19 protein-coding genes are annotated in these 19484 nt (G+C 62.8%); 2 read left to right on the top strand and 17 right to left on the bottom strand.

From position 1 onward, the window contains the following. Positions 1-134: 134 nt before the first annotated feature. The 15 genes from whiA to V2B23_RS02565 form a co-directional block, all read right to left on the bottom strand. A complete protein-coding gene (whiA, locus tag V2B23_RS02635; protein WP_172935629.1) occupies positions 135-1112 on the bottom strand; it encodes a DNA-binding protein WhiA in 978 nt (325 codons plus the stop codon). Beyond that, entirely contained in the window at positions 1109-2164 is a 1056-nt protein-coding gene (locus V2B23_RS02630; protein WP_430948885.1) for a gluconeogenesis factor YvcK family protein, read from the bottom strand. Before V2B23_RS02630 ends, whiA begins: the two co-directional genes overlap by 4 nt. Further along, the gene (gene rapZ / locus V2B23_RS02625) at positions 2161-3060 is read right to left on the bottom strand and encodes an RNase adapter RapZ (protein WP_430948884.1); all 900 of its coding nucleotides are present in this window, start codon (positions 3058-3060) and stop codon (positions 2161-2163) included. Before rapZ ends, V2B23_RS02630 begins: the two co-directional genes overlap by 4 nt. Then, on the bottom strand, positions 3057-5219 hold the full coding sequence (gene uvrC / locus V2B23_RS02620; RefSeq protein WP_430948883.1) for an excinuclease ABC subunit UvrC: 2163 nt from the start codon (positions 5217-5219) through the stop codon (positions 3057-3059). The genes rapZ and uvrC overlap by 4 nt, the downstream gene beginning before the upstream one ends. 75 nt (positions 5220-5294) lie before the next feature. After that, entirely contained in the window at positions 5295-5762 is a 468-nt protein-coding gene (locus V2B23_RS02615) for a PH domain-containing protein (RefSeq protein ID WP_430948882.1), read from the bottom strand. After that, positions 5759-6256 carry a 6,7-dimethyl-8-ribityllumazine synthase gene (gene ribH, locus V2B23_RS02610; RefSeq protein ID WP_033232136.1) on the bottom strand — a complete coding sequence of 166 codons (498 nt, stop codon included), beginning with the start codon at positions 6254-6256 and terminating at the stop codon, positions 5759-5761. Before ribH ends, V2B23_RS02615 begins: the two co-directional genes overlap by 4 nt. Then, positions 6253-7527 carry a bifunctional 3,4-dihydroxy-2-butanone-4-phosphate synthase/GTP cyclohydrolase II gene (locus tag V2B23_RS02605; protein ID WP_430948881.1) on the bottom strand — a complete coding sequence of 425 codons (1275 nt, stop codon included), beginning with the start codon at positions 7525-7527 and terminating at the stop codon, positions 6253-6255. The genes ribH and V2B23_RS02605 overlap by 4 nt, the downstream gene beginning before the upstream one ends. A 152-nt stretch (positions 7528-7679) precedes the next feature. Then, the gene (locus tag V2B23_RS02600) at positions 7680-8288 is read right to left on the bottom strand and encodes a riboflavin synthase (protein WP_430948880.1); all 609 of its coding nucleotides are present in this window, start codon (positions 8286-8288) and stop codon (positions 7680-7682) included. Positions 8289-8294: 6 nt separating this feature from the next. Further along, positions 8295-9347, bottom strand: a complete 1053-nt coding sequence (gene ribD, locus V2B23_RS02595) for a bifunctional diaminohydroxyphosphoribosylaminopyrimidine deaminase/5-amino-6-(5-phosphoribosylamino)uracil reductase RibD (RefSeq protein ID WP_430948879.1) — start codon at positions 9345-9347, stop codon at positions 8295-8297. A gap of 10 nt (positions 9348-9357) precedes the next feature. After that, positions 9358-10041 (bottom strand): ribulose-phosphate 3-epimerase, encoded by a 684-nt coding sequence (gene rpe / locus V2B23_RS02590; RefSeq protein ID WP_033232252.1) that lies wholly within the window; start codon positions 10039-10041, stop codon positions 9358-9360. 64 nt (positions 10042-10105) lie between these two features. Continuing rightward, positions 10106-10453: an MmcQ/YjbR family DNA-binding protein gene (locus tag V2B23_RS02585; protein ID WP_033232253.1), complete on the bottom strand. Its 348-nt coding sequence runs from the start codon at positions 10451-10453 to the stop codon at positions 10106-10108. 93 nt (positions 10454-10546) lie between these two features. Beyond that, positions 10547-11989, bottom strand: a complete 1443-nt coding sequence (locus V2B23_RS02580; protein WP_430948878.1) for an RsmB/NOP family class I SAM-dependent RNA methyltransferase — start codon at positions 11987-11989, stop codon at positions 10547-10549. Further along, positions 11986-12909: a methionyl-tRNA formyltransferase gene (gene fmt, locus V2B23_RS02575; RefSeq protein ID WP_095886253.1), complete on the bottom strand. Its 924-nt coding sequence runs from the start codon at positions 12907-12909 to the stop codon at positions 11986-11988. Before fmt ends, V2B23_RS02580 begins: the two co-directional genes overlap by 4 nt. Before the next feature lie 205 nt (positions 12910-13114). Further along, the gene (locus V2B23_RS02570; RefSeq protein ID WP_430948877.1) at positions 13115-14080 is read right to left on the bottom strand and encodes an esterase/lipase family protein; all 966 of its coding nucleotides are present in this window, start codon (positions 14078-14080) and stop codon (positions 13115-13117) included. Positions 14081-14149: 69 nt separating this feature from the next. Next, a complete protein-coding gene (locus tag V2B23_RS02565) occupies positions 14150-15589 on the bottom strand; it encodes an MDR family MFS transporter (RefSeq protein WP_430948876.1) in 1440 nt (479 codons plus the stop codon). A 125-nt stretch (positions 15590-15714) separates the two neighbouring features. Here V2B23_RS02565 and V2B23_RS02560 point away from each other — a divergent pair, with 125 nt between their 5' ends. Next, positions 15715-16359 (top strand): TetR/AcrR family transcriptional regulator, encoded by a 645-nt coding sequence (locus V2B23_RS02560; RefSeq protein ID WP_430948875.1) that lies wholly within the window; start codon positions 15715-15717, stop codon positions 16357-16359. A 10-nt stretch (positions 16360-16369) separates the two neighbouring features. On the opposite strand, the gene V2B23_RS02555 is transcribed toward V2B23_RS02560, so the two are convergent. Beyond that, entirely contained in the window at positions 16370-17791 is a 1422-nt protein-coding gene (locus tag V2B23_RS02555) for an MFS transporter (RefSeq protein WP_430948874.1), read from the bottom strand. Continuing rightward, the gene (locus V2B23_RS02550) at positions 17788-18243 is read right to left on the bottom strand and encodes a MarR family winged helix-turn-helix transcriptional regulator (protein WP_430948873.1); all 456 of its coding nucleotides are present in this window, start codon (positions 18241-18243) and stop codon (positions 17788-17790) included. The genes V2B23_RS02555 and V2B23_RS02550 overlap by 4 nt, the downstream gene beginning before the upstream one ends. Before the next feature lie 267 nt (positions 18244-18510). On the opposite strand from V2B23_RS02550, the gene V2B23_RS02545 reads away from it, so the two are divergent. Beyond that, a complete protein-coding gene (locus tag V2B23_RS02545) occupies positions 18511-19422 on the top strand; it encodes a hypothetical protein (RefSeq protein ID WP_430948872.1) in 912 nt (303 codons plus the stop codon). Positions 19423-19484 lie beyond the last annotated feature (62 nt).

Below are 19484 nucleotides of genomic sequence, written 5' to 3'. Positions count from 1 at the left end.
CTTGACCCACGCAGTTCCGAATCCGTGTGTGCACGACGCGGACGTGGGGTTCATCGGTCGATGTGACCCTTACCCTAATGTGCTTGGCTCCGGAGTGCGCAGCCCACCCTGAAGACCCAGCCGGTGAGGGACCATCAGCCCTCTTCGAGTAGCTCCGAGTTGACTGCGGATTCAGTGTCCGGAATGCCGGTTTCCTTCGCCTTGCGATCGGCCATCGACAGCAGACGCCGGATACGCCCCGCGACAGCGTCCTTCGTCATCGGCGGGTCAGCGAGCTGCCCCAACTCCTCGAGCGACGCCTGGCGATGTTCGACGCGCAGGGCACCTGCGGCAGCCAAATGATCCGGAACATCCTCACCGAGGATTTCCAGGGCCCGTTCGACGCGTGCGGCGGCGGCCACTGCAGCGCGAGCTGAGCGTCGCAGATTGGCGTCGTCGAAGTTCGCGAGCCGGTTGGCCGTTGCCCGTACTTCGCGGCGCATCCGACGCTCTTCCCAGACAAGCCGAGTGTCCTGAGCGCCCATCCGGGTCAGAAGGTCACCGATCGCCTCACCGTCGCGGATCACGACGCGATCCGTTCCACGCACTTCGCGAGCCTTCGCCGAGATACCGAGACGGCGAGCAGCACCGACCAGCGCGAGTGCCGCTTCGGGCCCGGGACAGCTCACTTCGAGCGCCGAGGATCGGCCTGGTTCGGTCAGGGAACCGTGCGCGAGAAATGCTCCGCGCCAAGCTGCTTCGGCATCGCCGACGCTTCCGCCGACAACCTGAGCGGGCAAGCCGCGGACCGGACGGCCACGCAGGTCGAGGAGCCCGGTCTGGCGTGCGAGGGCTTCGCCTTCCTTGGCAACGCGCACGATGTAGCGAGCTGATTTCCGCAGCCCACCCGCACTCAACACGTGAACGTCGGCGCTGTAGGTGAAGAGATCGAAGATCTCGCGGCGTAGTCGACGCGCGGTAGATCCCAGATCCACCTCGGCTTCGACGACAACCCGGCCACCGACGATGTGGAGTCCGCCGGCAAATCGGAGCAGTGCGGAGACCTCGGCCTTTCGGCAGCTGACCTGAGTCACCACTAACCGGCTCAGTTCGTCCTTGACCTCCGCTGTCATTGCCACGAAGTGTTCTCCCTCTGTTCTGCTGATGAATGATCGGCGCCGGCCCCGCTGGCCGGTTCGAGAGTGCCTGTCCGCCCGGTCAGTTGGGCGAGGGCCTCGGCGAGTTTCACCGGATCGTGGATATGCGCCGAACCCGCTGCGGTATCGGCGACATCCGCATATCGGACTTCGGCGTGAAATTGTTGCGCCGCCCGCGCCAGGTGTTCACGTTCCCGTCCCGGCGGAACCGACGCAGAATCGACGACGACGTAGTCAACCCGGAAGTCGGGCACATGCTGGGAGAGTACGTGCAGGTGACGCTCGGCCGAGAATCCGGCCGTCTCCCCCGGTTCCGGAGCAAGATTGAGAACGAGCACCTTTCGGGCCGCCGTGGTCGATAGAGCCTCAACCAATTCCGGGACGAGCACGTGCGGGATGACACTGGAAAACCACGAGCCAGGTCCGAGCACCACGAGATCCGCTCGTCCGATCGCAGCCACCGCGTCGGGACTCGCGGGCGGATTTGCCGGCAACAAGCGCACGCGTCGAACCTTGCCCGGCGTCGTCGCCACTGCGACCTGACCGCGGATACACCGGCTGACGCGAGGGTCCTCTTCCAAACCCTGAACGTCGGCTTCGATGTCGAGCGCGATCGGCGACATGGGCAGCACCCGCCCGCGCACCCTCAACAGTCGCGCCATCTCGTCGAGCGCCTTGACCGGGTCGCCGAGCACCTCGGTGAGGCCGGCCAGAATCAGGTTGCCGACCGAATGCCCGGCCAACGCGCCGACGCCGCCGAAACGGTGCTGGATTGTGCGCGTCCAGTCCCTGACATCAGGTTCGTCGGCAGCCAACGCCGCCAGCGCCATCCGGAGATCACCAGGCGGGATCACACCGAGTTCGGCGCGCAAACGCCCGGACGAGCCGCCGTCGTCCGCGACGGTGACCACGGCAGTCACGTCGACGGTGAGTCGGCGAACAGCTTGCAGCGTCGCAAACAGTCCGTGCCCACCGCCCAGAGCGACGACCGCGGGTTCCCGAAGATCCTGCCCCGACGAACCGCTCATTCGCGGCCCAGATCTCGGTGCACGATGCTGACCGCGATGTCGGCCTCACTGCCCAACTTGCGTGCAAGAGCCTCGGACATGGCCACACTTCGATGCTTTCCACCGGTGCAACCCACAGCAATTGTCATGTAGCGCTTTCCTTCTCGACGGTATCCGGCGATCGTCAGTTCGAGCAGATGCAGATAGGTGTCGAGGTAGTCTTCGGCGCCGTCCTGAGACAAGACGTAATCGCGGACGCCGGCCTCCTGGCCCGTATGGTCGCGGAGTTCAGGAATCCAGTGCGGATTCGGCAGGAAACGCACGTCACACACGAGGTCCGCATCGATGGGCAAACCGTATTTGAACCCGAACGACTGAACAGTGACCTTCATGGTTCGGTTCGCCTCGACCCCGAAAGCCGTTTCGATCTTCTGCCGCAGTTGATGCGCCTTGAGCGCAGACGTGTCGATCACCAAGTCGGCGGCAGCCTTGACCACGGCCAACTGCCGACGCTCTGCCGCAATACCTTCGGCGAGTGTGCCGTCGACGCCCTCGCTTTGCAGCGGGTGGCTACGGCGAACCTGCTCGAACCGCCGGATCAAAACGTCGTCCGACGCCTCCAGATACAGGACACGCGTGTGGATCGGCGCGGCTTCCAATTCCGTGAGAACCGAACCGAGATCGCCGGTGAACAGTCGAGAGCGCACGTCGATCACCACGGCAAGTCGGTCAACCGGTGGATCGGACGTCAGGCTTAATCCCACCATTCGCGAGATCAATTCGGGCGGCAAGTTGTCCGCCACATACCAGCCGAGGTCTTCGAGCACCTTGGCTGCAGTACTCAGTCCGGCGCCGGACAATCCCGTGACCAGTAGAAAGTCCATGGTTCGGCTGTCGTTTGCGCTGTCTGTGGTCACTCGGCACTCTGCCCCGTCGTCGATATGGATGGTTCACTCGACACGGAGTCCGGCAGCTGTCGAACCAATTGATCCGACATTTCGAACTCCACGTCCTGTTTATCATCCCCTACCCCGCGCGGCAGCGCTTCCGCCTGGTTGACGGTGTGCGCAGGTTCGCCGCCCAACGCGTCGAGTACGGCCCGCGCCGTAGCGGCACCGATGCCGGGGACCTCCATGATCTCCTCGACTGTCGCGGTTTTGAGTTTTGCCACGGAGCCGAAATGGGACACGAGTGCGGTTCGCCGGGTCTCCCCCAGGCCCTTGACCGAATCGAGCACCGACGCCGTCATCCGCCGCGAACGCTTGCTGCGGTGGAAGGTGATGGCAAAGCGGTGCGCCTCGTCGCGGATCCGTTGCAGCAAGTACAGCGATTCACTGGTCCGAGGCAGGATCACTGGATCCTCCTCGTTGGGCACCCACACTTCTTCGAGTCGTTTCGCGAGTCCGACAACGGCAACGTCGGTGACACCGAGCTCGTCGAGCACCGCAGCGGCGGCATTGACCTGGGGCGCACCGCCGTCGACCACAAACAGATTGGGTGGATAGGCAAAGCGTCGTGGGCGTCCGGTCTGAGGATCGATCGCCGCTTCGGGCGCCAGGTCGCCTCCGTCCGCGTCCATACCCGCGGCCGAGTTCGCCAGGATTCCGAGGTCACGGTTGTGCCGGAGGAACCGCCGACGCGTGATCTCGGCGATGCTCGCGACGTCATCCGAGTGACCGTCGCCCGCAGCTTCCTTGATCGCGTAATGACGATAATCGGATTTGCGGGGCAAGCCGTCCTCGAACACCACAAGCGAGGCAACCACGTCGGTGCCCTGAACGTGACTGATGTCGACACACTCGATTCGCAGCGGTGCCGAGTCCAGATCGAGGGCTTCCTGAATACCCTGAAGCGCTGCCGATCGTGACGTGAAATCTCCTGCTCGCTTGAGTTTGTGTTGCGCCAGAGCTTCTTTCGCGTTGCGCTGCACGGTTTCGGCGAGATCCTTCTTGTCGCCGCGCTGCGGAACTCGCAGTTGAACCTGAGAACCACGAAGGGTACTGAGCCACACCTGGATCTCGGTGGCGTTGGGAGGAAGCACCGGAACCAGCACCTCGCGGGGAACGGCGCTGGAACCCGATTCCGGATCGCTCCCCGGCTCGAGGGATGCCTGCTCGCCGTAGAACTGGGTCAGGAACTGCTCGACCAGAATCGGGAGGTCGGAGTCTGCGTCGAGAGCAGCCCAGTCGATGGCGTCGCCGGCCTTCTCCACGACCCAGCCGCGTTGACCCCGCACCCGACCGCCGCGCACGTGGAATACCTGGACCGCGGCCTCAAGGTCGTCGGTTGCAAACGCGACGAGGTCGGCATCGGTACCGTCGCCGAGCACAACGGCCTGCTTTTCGAGCGCCTTACGGAGGGCTCCGATATCGTCGCGTAGTCGCGCCGCGGTCTCGAAATCGAGATCATCGGAAGCCTGCTGCATCTTCTTCTCGAGGTCGCGCACCAACTTGTCTGTCCGCCCGGCGAGGAAGTCGCAGAAGTCCTCGACGATCTGTCGGTGTTCCTCGGGGCTGACACGACCCACACACGGAGCAGAACACTTGTCGATGTACCCGAGCAGGCAGGGCCTGCCGATCTGGTTGTGGCGCTTGAACACTCCGGCAGAACACGTACGGGCGGGGAACACCCGAAGCAGCAGGTCGAGTGTTTCTCGGATAGCCCACGCATGCGAGTACGGCCCGAAATACCTGACACCTTTGCGCCGTGGACCGCGGTAGACGAACAACCGCGGAAACTCTTCGTTGAGCGTCACTGCAAGAACGGGATACGTCTTGTCGTCGCGGTAGCGAACATTGAACCGCGGATCGAATTCCTTGATCCAGTTGTATTCGAGTTGCAGCGCTTCGACTTCGGTGCTGACAACCGTCCACTCGACACTGCCGGCCGTGGTCACCATCTGCCGGGTACGGGGATGAAGCGTCGTGACGTCCGCGAAGTACGAGTTCAGACGCGAACGAAGGCTCTTGGCCTTGCCGACGTAGATGACCCGACCATGCGGATCACGAAATTTGTAGACGCCAGGCGCCACCGGGATTGTTCCGGTGGCGGGGCGATAAGTCGAAGGATCCGGCACAGTTCCACGTTAGTCGTCGCCACCGACCGATTCGGAAACACGCTGGTGGTGTCCCACGAATCGGCCTGGCGAACGTCAGTTGCTTTCGTGTGCTGCCGGTGCGTAGCGATCAGCGATGTCGCGCAGCTTCACGACGGCGTCCACCGCGTATTCGCGATCGTTGGACTGAATCGCCATGACCGGCATGTACTCGTCGTCGGGCAGTTCGATCCTGGCCCACGCGGCACCGTCGGGGAAGGACAAGCCTTCGAACAGATCCCACTCGACGATCTTCTCACCGAGAATGTTGCGAACCGCGATGCCCCGTTCACCCGCTCGCACCCGCGGGCGGGTGAGCAACAAAACACCACCGGCGAGAACACAGCCGATCGTGGCCATGGCAAGCTGATCTGCCGCACGGAAGTACACACCCGTAGATCCGCTTCGCAGCGAGATTGCCAAAGTGACGTGGACGATGACCAGGAGGGCCGCAACTCCGATCGCGTATCGCGTCGACTTGCGCGGTTTCGCGATCAGTTCCCAGTTGTCGTCAGGTGTGCTCATCGAAACGAATCCTCAGTCCATGGCTGTCGTAGGTGGCGCAAGGTGACGGCCGTGTCCAATGCTGCGGCACAGGCCTGCGCACCCTTGTCCTCGACACTACCGGGCAAACCGGAACGGTCCAGGGCCTGCTGTTCGGTATCGGTGGTCAGGACGCCGTTGCCGACCGGTGTGCTCTCGTCGAGAGAGACCCGCGTCAGACCAGCTGTCACAGCGTCACAGACGTACTCGAAATGCGGTGTACCACCACGAATGACCACACCGAGAGCAACAACGGCATCGTGCGTCTTGGCCAACGCCTGTGCAACCACGGGCAGTTCGATAGCTCCGGCGACGCGGATCAACGTCACATCTTTGATCTGCGCCTCTGCGGCCACACGCTGAGCACCAGCGATCAGTGCTTCGGAGATCGTGGCGTGCCACTGACCGGCAACGATCGCGAGTTTCAGGTCCTTCGCCTCGGCGATAGCGAGCTGAGGCTGTCCCTCACCGCTCATACCGCACCGTCCTGCTTGACAGCGGCCTGAGCGGCTTCGTACTCGTCGAGGCCGATCAAATCGTGGCCCATCCGGTCGCGCTTGGTGCGCAGGTACGTGAGGTTCTCGGCGTTGGCGCGCAGTGGCATCGGAACCCGATCCGTGATCTGCAGCCCGTAACCGTCCAGACCCACACGCTTGGCCGGGTTGTTGGTCAGCAGACGCATCGACGAGATACCCAGATCAACGAGGATCTGCGCGCCGATACCGTAGTCGCGGGCGTCCGCGGGGAGACCGAGTTCGAGATTGGCGTCCACGGTGTCGGAGCCGGCGTCCTGCAACTGATAAGCCTGCAGCTTGTGCATCAGGCCGATTCCGCGGCCCTCATGTCCGCGCATGTACAGAACGACGCCGCGACCTTCCTGCGCCACCATGTCGAGTGCCGCATCGAGCTGCGGACCACAATCGCAGCGCAGTGAACCGAACACGTCGCCGGTCAGGCACTCGGAGTGAACGCGCACGAGAACATCGCTGCCGTCACCGTCGGGGCCGGCGATGTCGCCGCGCACCAGCGCAACGTGTTCGACCTCGTCGTAGATGCTGGTGTAGCCAACTGCGGTGAACTCGCCGTGACGCGTCGGGATACGAGCTTCGGCAATGCGGACGACGTGCTTTTCGTGCTTACGACGCCACGCGATGAGATCGGCAATCGAGATCAACGCCAGGTTGTGCTCGTCGGCGAACACGCGCAGCTCGTCCGTCTGAGCCATTGCGCCTTCGTCCTTCTGGCTGACGATTTCGCAGATGACGCCAGCGGGGCGCAAGTCAGCCATGCGAGCCAAATCGACTGCAGCCTCGGTGTGTCCGGGACGACGGAGAACTCCGCCTTCCTTCGCGCGCAGCGGGACGACGTGGCCGGGACGGGTGAAATCGTTGGCACCGGAGTTGGGATCAGCCAACAGGCGCATGGTCGCAGCCCGATCCGACGCCGAAATACCGGTGCCGATTCCCTCACGCGCATCGACGGTGACCGTGTACGCCGTGCCGTGCTTGTCCTGATTGGTCGCATACATCGGGGGCAGACCCAGACGGTCGCAGTCGTTTCCGTCGAGCGGGACACAGAGATAACCGGACGTGTACCGAACCATGAACGCCACCAGTTCAGGAGTGGCTTTCTCTGCGGCGAAGATCAGGTCGCCCTCGTTCTCACGATCCTCGTCGTCCACAACGACAACAGCTTTACCTGCAGCGATGTCTGCTACTGCGCGCTCGATACTGTCGAACCTGGTCACGTGCTCGCACTCCAAAGTCTTGACTACTAGTCATCATCGAAAAACAACGAGTACATCCGATGTGGATGCACCGACAACCCTACTGGCCAAGCCTACTGACCTAGCGGGATACCAACCCTACGACCGTCCGTCAAGACCCGATCGAGTTGGTCCTACCTACCGGCAGCGTGCAACCGTTCGACGTATTTTGCGATCACGTCGACCTCGAGATTGACCGGCGTGCCGATCGTCGCGGTTCCGAGCGTCGTCAACTCCAACGTTGTCGGGATCAGCGAGATCTCGAAGTACTCGAACCCACGCTCACCGCCCAGCGCCGACACGGTCAGGGACACACCGTCGACGGTGATCGATCCCTTTTCCACGACGTACCGCGAGATGGACTCGGGCAGCGAAATCCGCACGACCTCCCAGTTCTCGGACGGCGACCGGGAGATGACGTGGCCGGTACCGTCGACGTGGCCCTGCACGAGATGTCCACCCAGACGGCTGTTGAGTGCTGCTGCGCGCTCGAGATTGACTCGGCTGCCGACGGCCAAGCTCGCGAGGCTCGAACGGTTCAGCGTTTCCTGCATGACGTCTGCAGTGAAAGAGCCGTCGTCGAGTACGTCGACAACCGTGAGGCAGACGCCGTTCACCGCGATCGAATCGCCGTGACCGGCGTCGGAGGTGACCAGCGGTCCGCGCACCGTGAAGCGCGCGGCGTCGACCAGTTCTTCCTTGGCGACAACTTCGCCGAGTTCTTCAACAATTCCAGTGAACACGCGTGCCTACTCCTCGTTCCCCGGAGCGGAATTCTCCGGAACCAGACTCAACAAAATATCGGGGCCGATCGTTACCGCGGACTCCAAGCGGAACCGGCGAGCATCGGCGATGGTGTGCACGCCTGCGTCGACGAGCGCCGATGCTCCCGCACCGAGCAGGATCGGAGCGATATACGCCTCGATAACGTCGACATACCCGGCGGCCAGGAATGCTCCCGCCAGACGCGGTCCGCCTTCGAGAAGTACGTCCGTATATTCGGTGAGTGCCTCGACCACCTCGTCGATGCTCTCGGTGTTCAAGACCAGGGTCGGAGCCGCATCGTCGAGAATCCTTGCAGTCGAGGGTATTTCACGTTTTCCGACTACCACGCGCACCGGCTGATGAGCCGCGAGATCCCCCGTCGCCTGACGCGCAGTCAACCAGGGATCGTCCGCAAAGACCGTGCCGGTTCCCACTACGATGGCGTCGACCTGCGCCCGCTGGGCATGTACGCGCGCCCGAGCGGCCGGACCGGTGATCCACTGGCTGGTGCCGTCTTCGGCAGCACTGCGACCGTCGAGGCTTGCCGCGTACTTCCACGTGATGTGCGGACGGCCGGTGCGCTGTTTGTGCAGCCAGGCACGCAGCGGACCAGCTTCGACCTCAGCCGCTCGTAGCCCGGACGTGACCGAGATTCCGGCGCGCATCAGCGTCGCTGCACCACCGGACGCTTCAGGATTGGGGTCGCCGACGGCATAGACCACGGATGCCACACCAGCGTCGATCAACGCCTGGGAACACGGCCCGGTCCGACCCTGATGGTTGCAGGGTTCGAGTGTGACGACGGCCGTGCCGCCGCGCGCTGCCCGGCCGGCTTCGGTAAGGGCAACGATCTCCGCATGCGGACCACCGGGCGGCTGGGTCATGCCCACGCCCGCAATGGTTCCGTCGGCGCCCAGGATGACGGCACCCACGGGAGGGTTGGGGCTGGTGAACCCGCGTGCTGAATCAGCAGCAGTCAACGCGATCTGCATTGCGGCGTCGAGATCAGAACTCGAGACCGGAACGGCCTTTGCCATGTCGGCGTTCTCAGACCGACAGCGTCAGGTGCGGCGACGCGGATGCGGCCTGCGCACGTAGCTTGCGCACAGCTTCTCCCGGGTCGCTCGCGCCGTACACGGCGCTACCGGCGACAAAGCAGTCGATGCCCGCTTCGGCGGCCTGTTCGATCGTGTCCGCGTTGATGCCACCGTCGATCTCGACAAGCAGTTTCAGCTCACCCGAGTCGACGAGCTTACGAATCGTGCGAGCCTTCTCGAGAACCTGCGGCATAAAGGACTGCCCACCGAAGCCTGGCTCGACGCTCATGATCAGCAACGTGTCGAAATCCTTGAGGATTTCGAGGTAAGGCTCGATGTCGGTTCCGGGCTTGATGCTCAGACCTGCTTTGGAACCGGCAGCACGAATGTCGCGGGCAACCGAACGCGGATCATCGGTGGCTTCGGCGTGGAACGTGACGTTGTAAGCGCCGGCCTCGGCGTACGGCGGCGCCCAACGCTCGGGGTTGTCGATCATCAGATGGCAGTCGAGCGGAATATCCGTTGCCTTGAGCAGGCTTTCGACCACCGGAAGACCCAGTGTCAGATTCGGAACGAAATGCGCGTCCATCACGTCGACGTGAAGCCAGTCAGAACCGGCAACAGCGGCCGCTTCATCGGCGAGGCGTGCAAAATCGGCGGACAGAATGGACGGTGCAATCATCGGGGAAGCCACGTGCCCGAGTTTAGCCGTGGCGTCTGCGCCCCTGCGCACGCCCGTCGGTGCGGTCGGGAATACGTCAGTGTTTGACTGCGGCGCGAAGCTTGCGCACCTTCGACGGAGCCTTGATCCGCCAAGCATCCTCGAGCATTTCCGCCAACTGATCCTCCTCGATCAGTTCGAGGTGCACCAGGATCGAACCGTGCCCGTGGTAGTGATCCGTCGTGAAGAACGGTGCTTCACCACTGGCGAGCAGCGCCTCTTTCTCGTCCAGTCCACACATCACGACCAATGCGCCCTCGGCTTCGGTCCGCAAGCGCGCAAATGTCTTGCCTGCCACCTTGAGTGCCGGGGTGTTGTACGACGTCGATTCCTCCACTGACGGAAGCGCCGAAGCGAGTACGACAACCTGTTCCCACGTAACCATGGAGGGAACCATACGACTCCGGGCGCCGGAAGTCACCTCCCCACCCCTGCGCGCCGTTTTGGTAGGTCCCGCTACCGAAACGGCGCACAGCGGCTACGCCAACGGCTTCCGCAAGGCCGCCATGAACATTGCATCCGTGCCGTGACGGTGCGGCCACAACTGAACCGAATTGCCGTCGCCGACGTCCGGCACACCGGGCACCAGTTCCTTGGTGTCGAGTTCGACGACTCCGTGACGGCGGACCGCGTCGGCAACAACGGCCAGCGTTTCCGACAGATGCGGCGAGCACGTGGAGTACAGCACCACGCCACCGGGACGCACCAATTCGATTGCCGCGGCCAGCAATTCGCGTTGCAACTTCACCAGCGGCGCGACGTCGGACGGTTGACGACGCCACCGCGCTTCCGGACGCCGACGCAACGCGCCGAGGCCGGTGCATGGTGCGTCGACGAGGATGCGGTCGTAGCCGGGTTCGAGGCCCGACTCGCGGCCGTCCGCCACGTGTACGTCGACGGGTAGCTCACGGGTGGTCTTGCGGATCAGTTCCGCGCGGTGGGCGACGGGTTCGACGGCGTCGAGGCGCCCACCGTCGATTCCTGCCAGTGCTCCGAGAAGCGCTGCCTTGCCGCCGGGACCGGCACAGAGGTCGAGCCAGCGGCCACCGTCGTCACCGTCGAGCGGTGCGAGAGTCAGGGCGCGGGCAACCAGCTGGCTGCCTTCGTCCTGCACGCCGGCCAAGCCCTGACGCACCGCGTCGAGCTGGCCGGGATCGCCGCCGTCGAGATGCACGGCGTACGGCGAGTACGGGCCGATCTCGCCGCCGGTGACGAGTGCAAGTTCTTCGGCCGAGATTTCGCCGGGCCGTGCGACGAGATGCACGGCGGGGCGGGCGTCGTCGGCGATCAGGACGTCTTCGAGTTCACCAGCCGCAGCACCGAGCGAATCGGCGAAGACCTGAGCAATCCACACCGGGTGAGCGTGCTCGAACGCGAGGTGCCCGATCGTGTCCTTCGGCGCCAGCAGTTCCACCCACTCGTCCTGCGTGCGCTCGGACACCCGACGCAGTACCGCATTGACGAATCCCGCTCGACCCTGGCCGGATTCGGCCCGAGCGAGGTCTACGGACGTTGCGACGGCAGCGTGTGGCGCGACGCGCGTGCGCAGGAGTTGGTAAGAACCCAACCGCAGTACGTCAAGGAGGTTGCCGTCGATTTCCTCGATCGGACGACCCGACGCGTGCACGATTACGGCGTCGAGCAGCCCCTGTGCGCGGGCGGCGCCGTACGCCAGTTCTGTTGCCAGGGCAGCGTCGCGGGAGTCGAGTTTGCGATCGCGCAGCAATCCGGGCAGTACCAAGTTTGCGTAGGCGTCACGCTCGCGGACCGCGCGCAGCACGTCGAGAGCCGCGAGACGCGGCTGATCGAGTCCAGCCGTCGGATCGGGCCGCTTCGCCTGCTTCGGCTTGTTGTTTCGCGACCCGTTCCGCTTGTCGCCGGGGCCTTGGGCCTGGCGGGCCGGTCGTCGTGATTCGGTCATGCTGCTCGTACCTCCGCGTCGAGTCGGGCACCGCGTGCCCAGTCCCCTGCCGACATCAATTTCTTGCCCGGGGGCTGTATCTGCCCGAGTCGCACCGCCGTCGTAGCGGTACCGATGTAAAGACCGTCCTTGCGTACCGCGATCTCCCCCACTGCCAGGACGTCGTCGGTGACGGTGACCGGTCCGAGCTTGACCCGCAGGTCACCGATCATCGTCCACGCCCCCGGCGCCGGCGTGACGGCCCGAATGTGGCGGTCAACAGCCGCGGCGGGACGATCCCAGCGCACTCGGGCCGCGTCGACGGTCACCTTCGGGGCGTACGAGACTCCGTCGTCGGACTGAGGAACTGCCGTGATCGCGCCGGCTTCGATTCCGTCGAGTACTGATTCGAGCAGGCCTGCCCCACCCTCGGCCAGTCGCCCCAGGAGATCACCGGCAGTGTCGGTATCGCGGATGCGTTCGGTCATCACGCCGTACACCGGTCCGGTGTCCATGCCCGCTTCGAGGCGGAAGGCGCTGGCACCGGTGACCTCGTCACCAGCGCTGATCGCTGCCTGCACCGGCGCAGCACCGCGCCACGCGGGAAGCAGCGAGAAGTGCAGATTCACCCAACCGAACTTCGGGATGTCGAGTACGTTCTGCGGCAACAGATTTCCGTAGGCGACAACAGGTGCGCAGTCCGGCTCGTAACTTTTCAGCTCGGCCGCGAATTCGGGATCGGACGCCTTGGCGGGTGTCAGCACCGGAATGCCGTGTTCGTCCGCGAGCATGCCGATCGGTGACCGGGTGACCTTACGCCCGCGACCGGCGACGGCGTCAGGACGCGTCACCACGGCAACAACCTCGTGATTGGCCGACTCGATGAGCCGACGCAAGGACGGGACGGCAGGTTCCGGCGTTCCGGCGAATACAACGCGCATGTCAGCCCTCCCTATTCTCAGGGCTGCCGAGACTGTGATCAGCTCGCTGGCCGCTCGAACGTGGTGGACTGCAAGTCACGAAAGCGCTCCCGGATGTTTGTACGAATGGAACCCTCAGTCTAGGGAGTGCTGAGCCCAGGTTGTACCGCGCGGCATACCGGGCGGGACTATCGCCAACTTCTGAGGTCGGAATCGACTGCAGAAGTCAGGAATTTGCGTCGATCACCACTTGCGGAATATCGGCGCCGAGCGGGACGGCCGTGCATGGTGCGTACCCCTCGGCATCGGGATCGAGCGTGGTGCGGATGATGTCGATCACGTAGGGGTCGTACGGCATCCGGAAGTGCCCGGTCAGGTTCTGCGGGCACAGCTCCTGCAGGACTATGTTCTCAGCGCCGGAATCTCGCAGCGCGATATTGCTTGATGGCTGGATCACTTCGTCGACCTGCGAGCCGATGGTCGTGTACTGCACCCCGGGAACGGTATCGCCACCGTTGTTGAGACTGCGCAGCAGATCCGATCCCTCCATCTGCTCGCGCACGGCAACCGAGAAAGTATCCTCGACAAATTCTTCGCCGCCAGGTATCGCCCGAACGAGCGGCACGAGCCCGTACATCACACCACCGTACGTCGGCGAGGCCAGCCCGATCCAGTGGTCGACGAACTGCGAACCACCAAGTTTGTTGGTGTAGTACCGAGTTACTGTGGCGCCCTGCGAGTATCCGATGACGTCGACGCGATCAGCGCCCGTTCTCGATCTCACCTGATCGACAAAGGCACTGAATTCGTCTGCGCTCGAGACGATGTCGCCGACGCCGTATGTATCTTCTTCGGGATCCCCGCCGTAGTTGAGAACAAAAACGCAGTAGCCGTCGGCAGCGAGGGCCGGCGCCACAGCTGCCCAGTCGGTGTACGCCTGAGTGTCCGTTCCGTGTGCAAGCAACACCGGACGCGGATGCTCGGCCGTGGGCCGGCAATTGAAATCGTTGGACCCTGCTGGCGCCGAATCGGGGTGGGTTTCTGCATATGCGGTTGCCGCGTGACGACTTGTCTGGGCCGGTCCGACGTTCGTGGGAACACTCGCCCCGGACTGCGCGCCGGCAACACTGGGTAGCGCCACCAGACACGCGCCAGCCAGCACCAATCCTGCAAATTTCGTCATACCCGACATAGTTCAGCACTCCCGCCCCGATCCCGATCCACACCACGGCCAATCATAAGTGCAGATGAACACGCATCCCTAGCTGGTCACTGCAGGCTTCCGGATGAAGAACGACCCAACCACCGCGATCAGGGATATGACGCCACCCCACAGGAATGCGGTGTGGATGCCCGACTGCTGAGCAGCAACATCTGTCGCACCATCGGCGAGGCTCGAGGCCGCTGTGTTCGACATGATCGTGACGAACAGAGCTGTGCCTGCCGCACCGGCCAACTGCTGACCGGTGTTGAAGATGGCACTGCCGTGTGAATACAACTCAGACGGAACCGATCCGAGCGACGACGTCATCAGCGGCGTCATCACCAACGCCAGACCCATCATCAGCATCGAATGGATGCCGACAACCATCGGCAAGCCGGTCTCCGTGTCGAGGAGCGTCATCAGCCACAACGCGCAACTGACCACGATGGCGCCGGGGATGACCAGCGGGCGCGGACCGACGCGGTCGAATACCCGCCCGACGAACGGCGCCAGAATGCCCATGAGCAGACCACCGGGGAGAAGCAACAAACCGGTCTTCAACGTGTCGAGGCCGAGCACATTCTGCAGGTACAGCGGCAGCAGGATCAGCGCACCGAACAGCGCCATCATGCTGATCGCCAGCATGGCCAGTCCGATACTGAACGTCGGGGTGAGGAATGGGCGGAGATCCAGGAGCGCGCGCCCGTCCTCTTGCCGTGACAACTGACGCAGAACGAACACCACCAGAGCGACGACACCGACAACGAGCGGCACCCACACCGGCACGCCGGATCCCTCGGCGGAGTGTCCGAGGCTACCGAGCCCGTAGACGATGCCACCGAATGCCAACGCGGACAGCACAACCGATAGCCCGTCAAACGGTGCCGCACCGGTCGTGGTGAGGTTCTTGACCAACGAAGAGCCGATGGCAAACGCCACAAGCGCGATCGGCAACACGAGCCAGAACATCCAGCGCCAGTCCAGTGAGCGCAGGATCACACCGGAGAGTGTGGGACCGATCGCCGGAGCGACGGCGATCACGATGGAAATGACGCCCATCATGGCGCCGCGTTTGTGCACGGGAACAACACGCAGGACCGTCGTCATGAGCAGTGGAAGCATGATGGCAGTACCACCGGCTTGGATCACTCGCCCTGCCAGAAGTAGTTCGAATCCAGGCGCCGACGCTGCGAGAAGCGTGCCGACGCTGAAGAGCGTCATAGCCGCTGCGAATACTTGTCGGAGAGTGAATCGCTGGAACAGGTAGCCTGTCGTCGGAATCACAACGGCCATAGTCAGCATGAATCCAGTGGTCAGCCACTGCGCCGTGCTGGCGGTGATATCCAGGTCCACCATCAATCGTGGCAATGCCACGCTCATGATCGTCTCGTTGAGGATCATCACGAATGCCGCGACGACCAGCACGGTGATCAACAATTTGCTACCGCGGTCGAGGTCAACCGATTCCGGTTGGGCTTCCGTCTCTTGAATGTGCATGCGCTACTGAGAACTCTCTGGTCTTAGAGGACAAATCAACTTATTTATCTGACAATATCAATCATCTTGAGAGTCACTGTCAACTTGATTTCGGCTGGTAAGTTGAGCGACATGGAGGACTGCGGATGACCACACACGACAGCGTCAAGCTCCCCGCAGCAAAACGCGCTCCCGACCTGCGCGAACGTCGTCGCCAGGAAACTCGCCTCGAAATATCACGGGCCGCCCTGGAACTTTTCGAACTCCACGGCTCGTCTGCGACAACGGTTGACGAGATCGCGCGTCGCGCCGGGGTCTCACCCAGCACCTTCTTCCGATGCTTCGCCACCAAGGAAGATTCGGCCCTCAGCGTCGAAGTCGAGTTCGAGGCGGAGATCGGCGAATGGCTTGATGCAATCACTGCCGATGACATGACTCTGACAGGGATTCAAGAGATCTACGGAAACGTCATCGAGCGACTGGAGACGTCGCCCGACCGGCGAGATCGAATATTGCGCGTTCGACGCCTCCTCGCGTCAGACCACCACCTGTGCGCGGCCTCGTTTGCCACAGAATCCATGGCGCTGATTCAGCTGACGGACCGCGTCGCCGCCAAACTCGGCGGGGAGAACGCCCGCCCTTACGCTCGGTTACTCGTCGAAAGTGCCGCGATGACAACACGTATCGCAGTCGACACCTGGGCAGAACGCCTGGACAACGGCGGCGACGCTGATCTTGCGCAGATTTACCGAAGCACGTGCGAGGATCTGCGACGCGCCGCAGCGAGCTGATCAACAAAAGTCAGGATGACAAACTCGGGGAATCGACGGCACGGGCAGGTCCCATGTTGCGCGAGAACACGATGCCGACAAGCAGGACCAATCCGGAAATCGCGATGAACCATCCGGTCCGGTGCAATCCAGCGTCGTCGACCTGGTGACCGGCCGTCACTTGCAGCACGACAACTGCAAGGTTCGCTCCGATGAACGCAACTGTCCGGTACACACCGATAGCGGCACCAACCTCGTCCACCGTCGTCACCGCATTGATCAGGCTCTGATTACCGATGTTGTTGAAACCGTTCGGCACACCCAATACTGCGGCAACAAGGAGAAGCACCAGGACCGGTGCTGTCGAGCTTTCGACCGAAGCGATCAGTACCCCACCAACCAGTAGCGCACACGTACCGACAAACAGAGTGCGGCGGGCTCCGTGCCGCCGATACGTGCGAGATCCAATCATTGTGGCCACCACACTGACGCCTGCGACGGGCAGCATCGTCAAGCCGGCCTCGATCGGACTCATCCCCCGCGCGTATTGCAGCCATTGAGGAATTCCGAAAAAGACGCAGTAGCAGCACGTGTACGTGAGCAGCGTCCGTCCCAGAGTGGCGCTGAGCGCTCGGTTTCGTGCCAGTGCCTCGACATCCAAAAACGGTTCCGGCGCCCGGTGCTCCCACCACACAAACAAGACGAGTCCCATCACCGCAACCGGAAGCAGCCACCACGTCGGGCTACCTGGCAACGAAACCAGTAGCACCATCGTCGACGTAATCGTCACGAGGAACAGCCCGATTCCGACCACGTCGAGGGCATGAAGTGCATCCCGAACCGACACTCTCCCACCACCGGCAAACCCCACATCGGCACGCAGAACCACGACGGCACTGATCGCGACGACGGGCAGGTTCACCCACAGGATCGACTGCCATCCGAACGCCCCTACCAGGAGACCACCAACCGTCGGACCGAGAGCCGCGACGGACTGACTGCAGACGACCAACGTCGCAATCGCAGTCCGAGACTGGCGCCCGTAGCGCTCGGAGTAGCTGCGGACCATGGTCATCGCGTTCGGCATGTGGGCTGAAATGCCGAATCCGAGGATCACGTACGCACCGATCAACCAACCGACATTCGGGGCAAGCATCCCGACGCACGATCCGATCGCGACCAGAGCCAAGCCGGCGAGAAATACCCGGCGGGCTCCGAGCAAGGCGCCGAGCCGACCCATCATCGGGGCACCCACTGCGGTCGTGATGTACATCGCGGAGATGATCCAGGAAACGCCGGCGCTCGACCCGAACTGAGCGGCGATACCAACAATTGCCACAGCAATCATCGACGAGTTCAGCGGCTGCAGAATGCTGCCCGTCGCTGCCGCACCGCTCACCCGGAACGGAACCGGCAAGGCCTTGGTTTCCGCCTCGTCCTCGACCGCCGTCATGCGCGCATCACTGACTCCTGCGCCGGTGTTACATCGGTCGACTCAGCAACACGACGCAGCAAACATCCTGCGAGATAGAGCAACTCACGTTCGACGTCAGTGAACTCCTGCGTCAGCACGGACGTAAGCCATTCACTAACGGCGGCGCGTTCCACGTCCAGGGTCCGGCGGCCGATGTCCGTGATCGCGATCAAACTGGCGCGGGCATCATGTGGATCGACGGTGCGCGTCACCATCCCCATCTCCTCGAGAAGAAGCACAGTCCGGGCGATCGTTTGCGGGACTACCCGCTCCAAATCGGCAAGCGCCCGCGCGCTCATCGCGCCAACCCGATCCAGATGTGCCAGCGCCTGCCATTGGGTCGGAGTCAACAAATGCCCGGAACTCTTGGTTCGGATCCTTCGACTAAACAGCGCCACGTCTTCCCTCAGCCGGTCGGCACGTTCGTCCATGCAGTTCTCCCTCATCTCATTAGCCATGATAGCTGCTTATTTTCTCCATGGTATTAGATATGAGCTGTCTTTATCGAAAGTTTTTCAGCAGACTATCTGTCAAATTGTGGGCGGTGACGTGACGTTGCGAGCCTAAACTGCTCCACCTGGACATCACTGTTGGCGCCCAACAATCCGCGCATTCGTCAGGAATCCCGCACATGATTCGGCGCCGCCGCAGCTCACGCGTCAGAATCAGTGGAACTAAGGCCACGGAGGAGTCGTCACATGGCGCGCGATGTAGACCCCGGATTGCTGCTCCGACGGATCGGATCCACAGAACCCTGGGATTCACCCGAGATGACCGCCTACGAGAACGAAGACCACTTGCAGCGGATCATCGCAACCGACCCGCAGTACGTACCCGGTGTCCCCGAAGGCGCTGTGACAGTTCGCGAGCTTTCGACCGCGGCAGGCCCCGCAGACGTGTGCATTGTCAGCCCGGACGGCACGATCACGATCGTCGAGTGCAAGCTTGCATCGAACTCCGAGCGACGCAGAATGGTGATCGGGCAGGTTCTCGACTACGCATCCGCGATCTGGGTCGATGGCGCTAAATCGTTCAGGGAGCAATGGAATCGCCAGCGGGGTAATGATCTTGCCGCGCTCGGGGAGACAGCGCTTGAACAACTCGACCTCAACATCACAGAAGGCCGCATCGACCTGTGTCTTGCCGTCGACCGTATCGACAACGATCTCAAGCGTTTGGTCGAATTCCTGAACCGAATAACCCGCGACGAAGTGGCAGTCACCGCTCTTCAGCTGACTTATGCCCGACACGGGGACATCGAATTCCTGATGCCGTCCACCTACGCCGCGAAATCGCCGCCGTTAAAGCCCGCAGTTCTGGCCCCACGACATCCTGGACCACACAATCATTCCTGGACGCACTCGGCGCCACGTCCGACCGCGTCTCCGCCCAGCGGATCTTCGAACTTCTCGAAAACCTCGATGACATCCGCGGACCACATGAGGCCCTGTGGTTCGGCAATCGTCCGGGAGGCGGCATCTTCTTGTACCCCTATGGACTCCGGTACGCACCCATCCAATTGTGGATCAACAAAACCGGCCGACTCATGGCCTACGGAACCTGGAACCAATACGAGTTTGTACGACAGCACCCGGGTTACGCCGAACTAGCCGGATTGATCGGGCAAGACCACCACTCCACCGCAAAAGGTTTCGCAATCGCCGACGTCGAT

This window comes from Rhodococcus sp. 24CO, from assembly GCF_050586165.1.
Lineage (GTDB): Bacteria > Actinomycetota > Actinomycetes > Mycobacteriales > Mycobacteriaceae > Rhodococcus_F.
The sequence above is the reverse complement of the archived record's forward strand: the minus strand, read 5'-3'. Positions and strand labels throughout refer to the sequence as shown.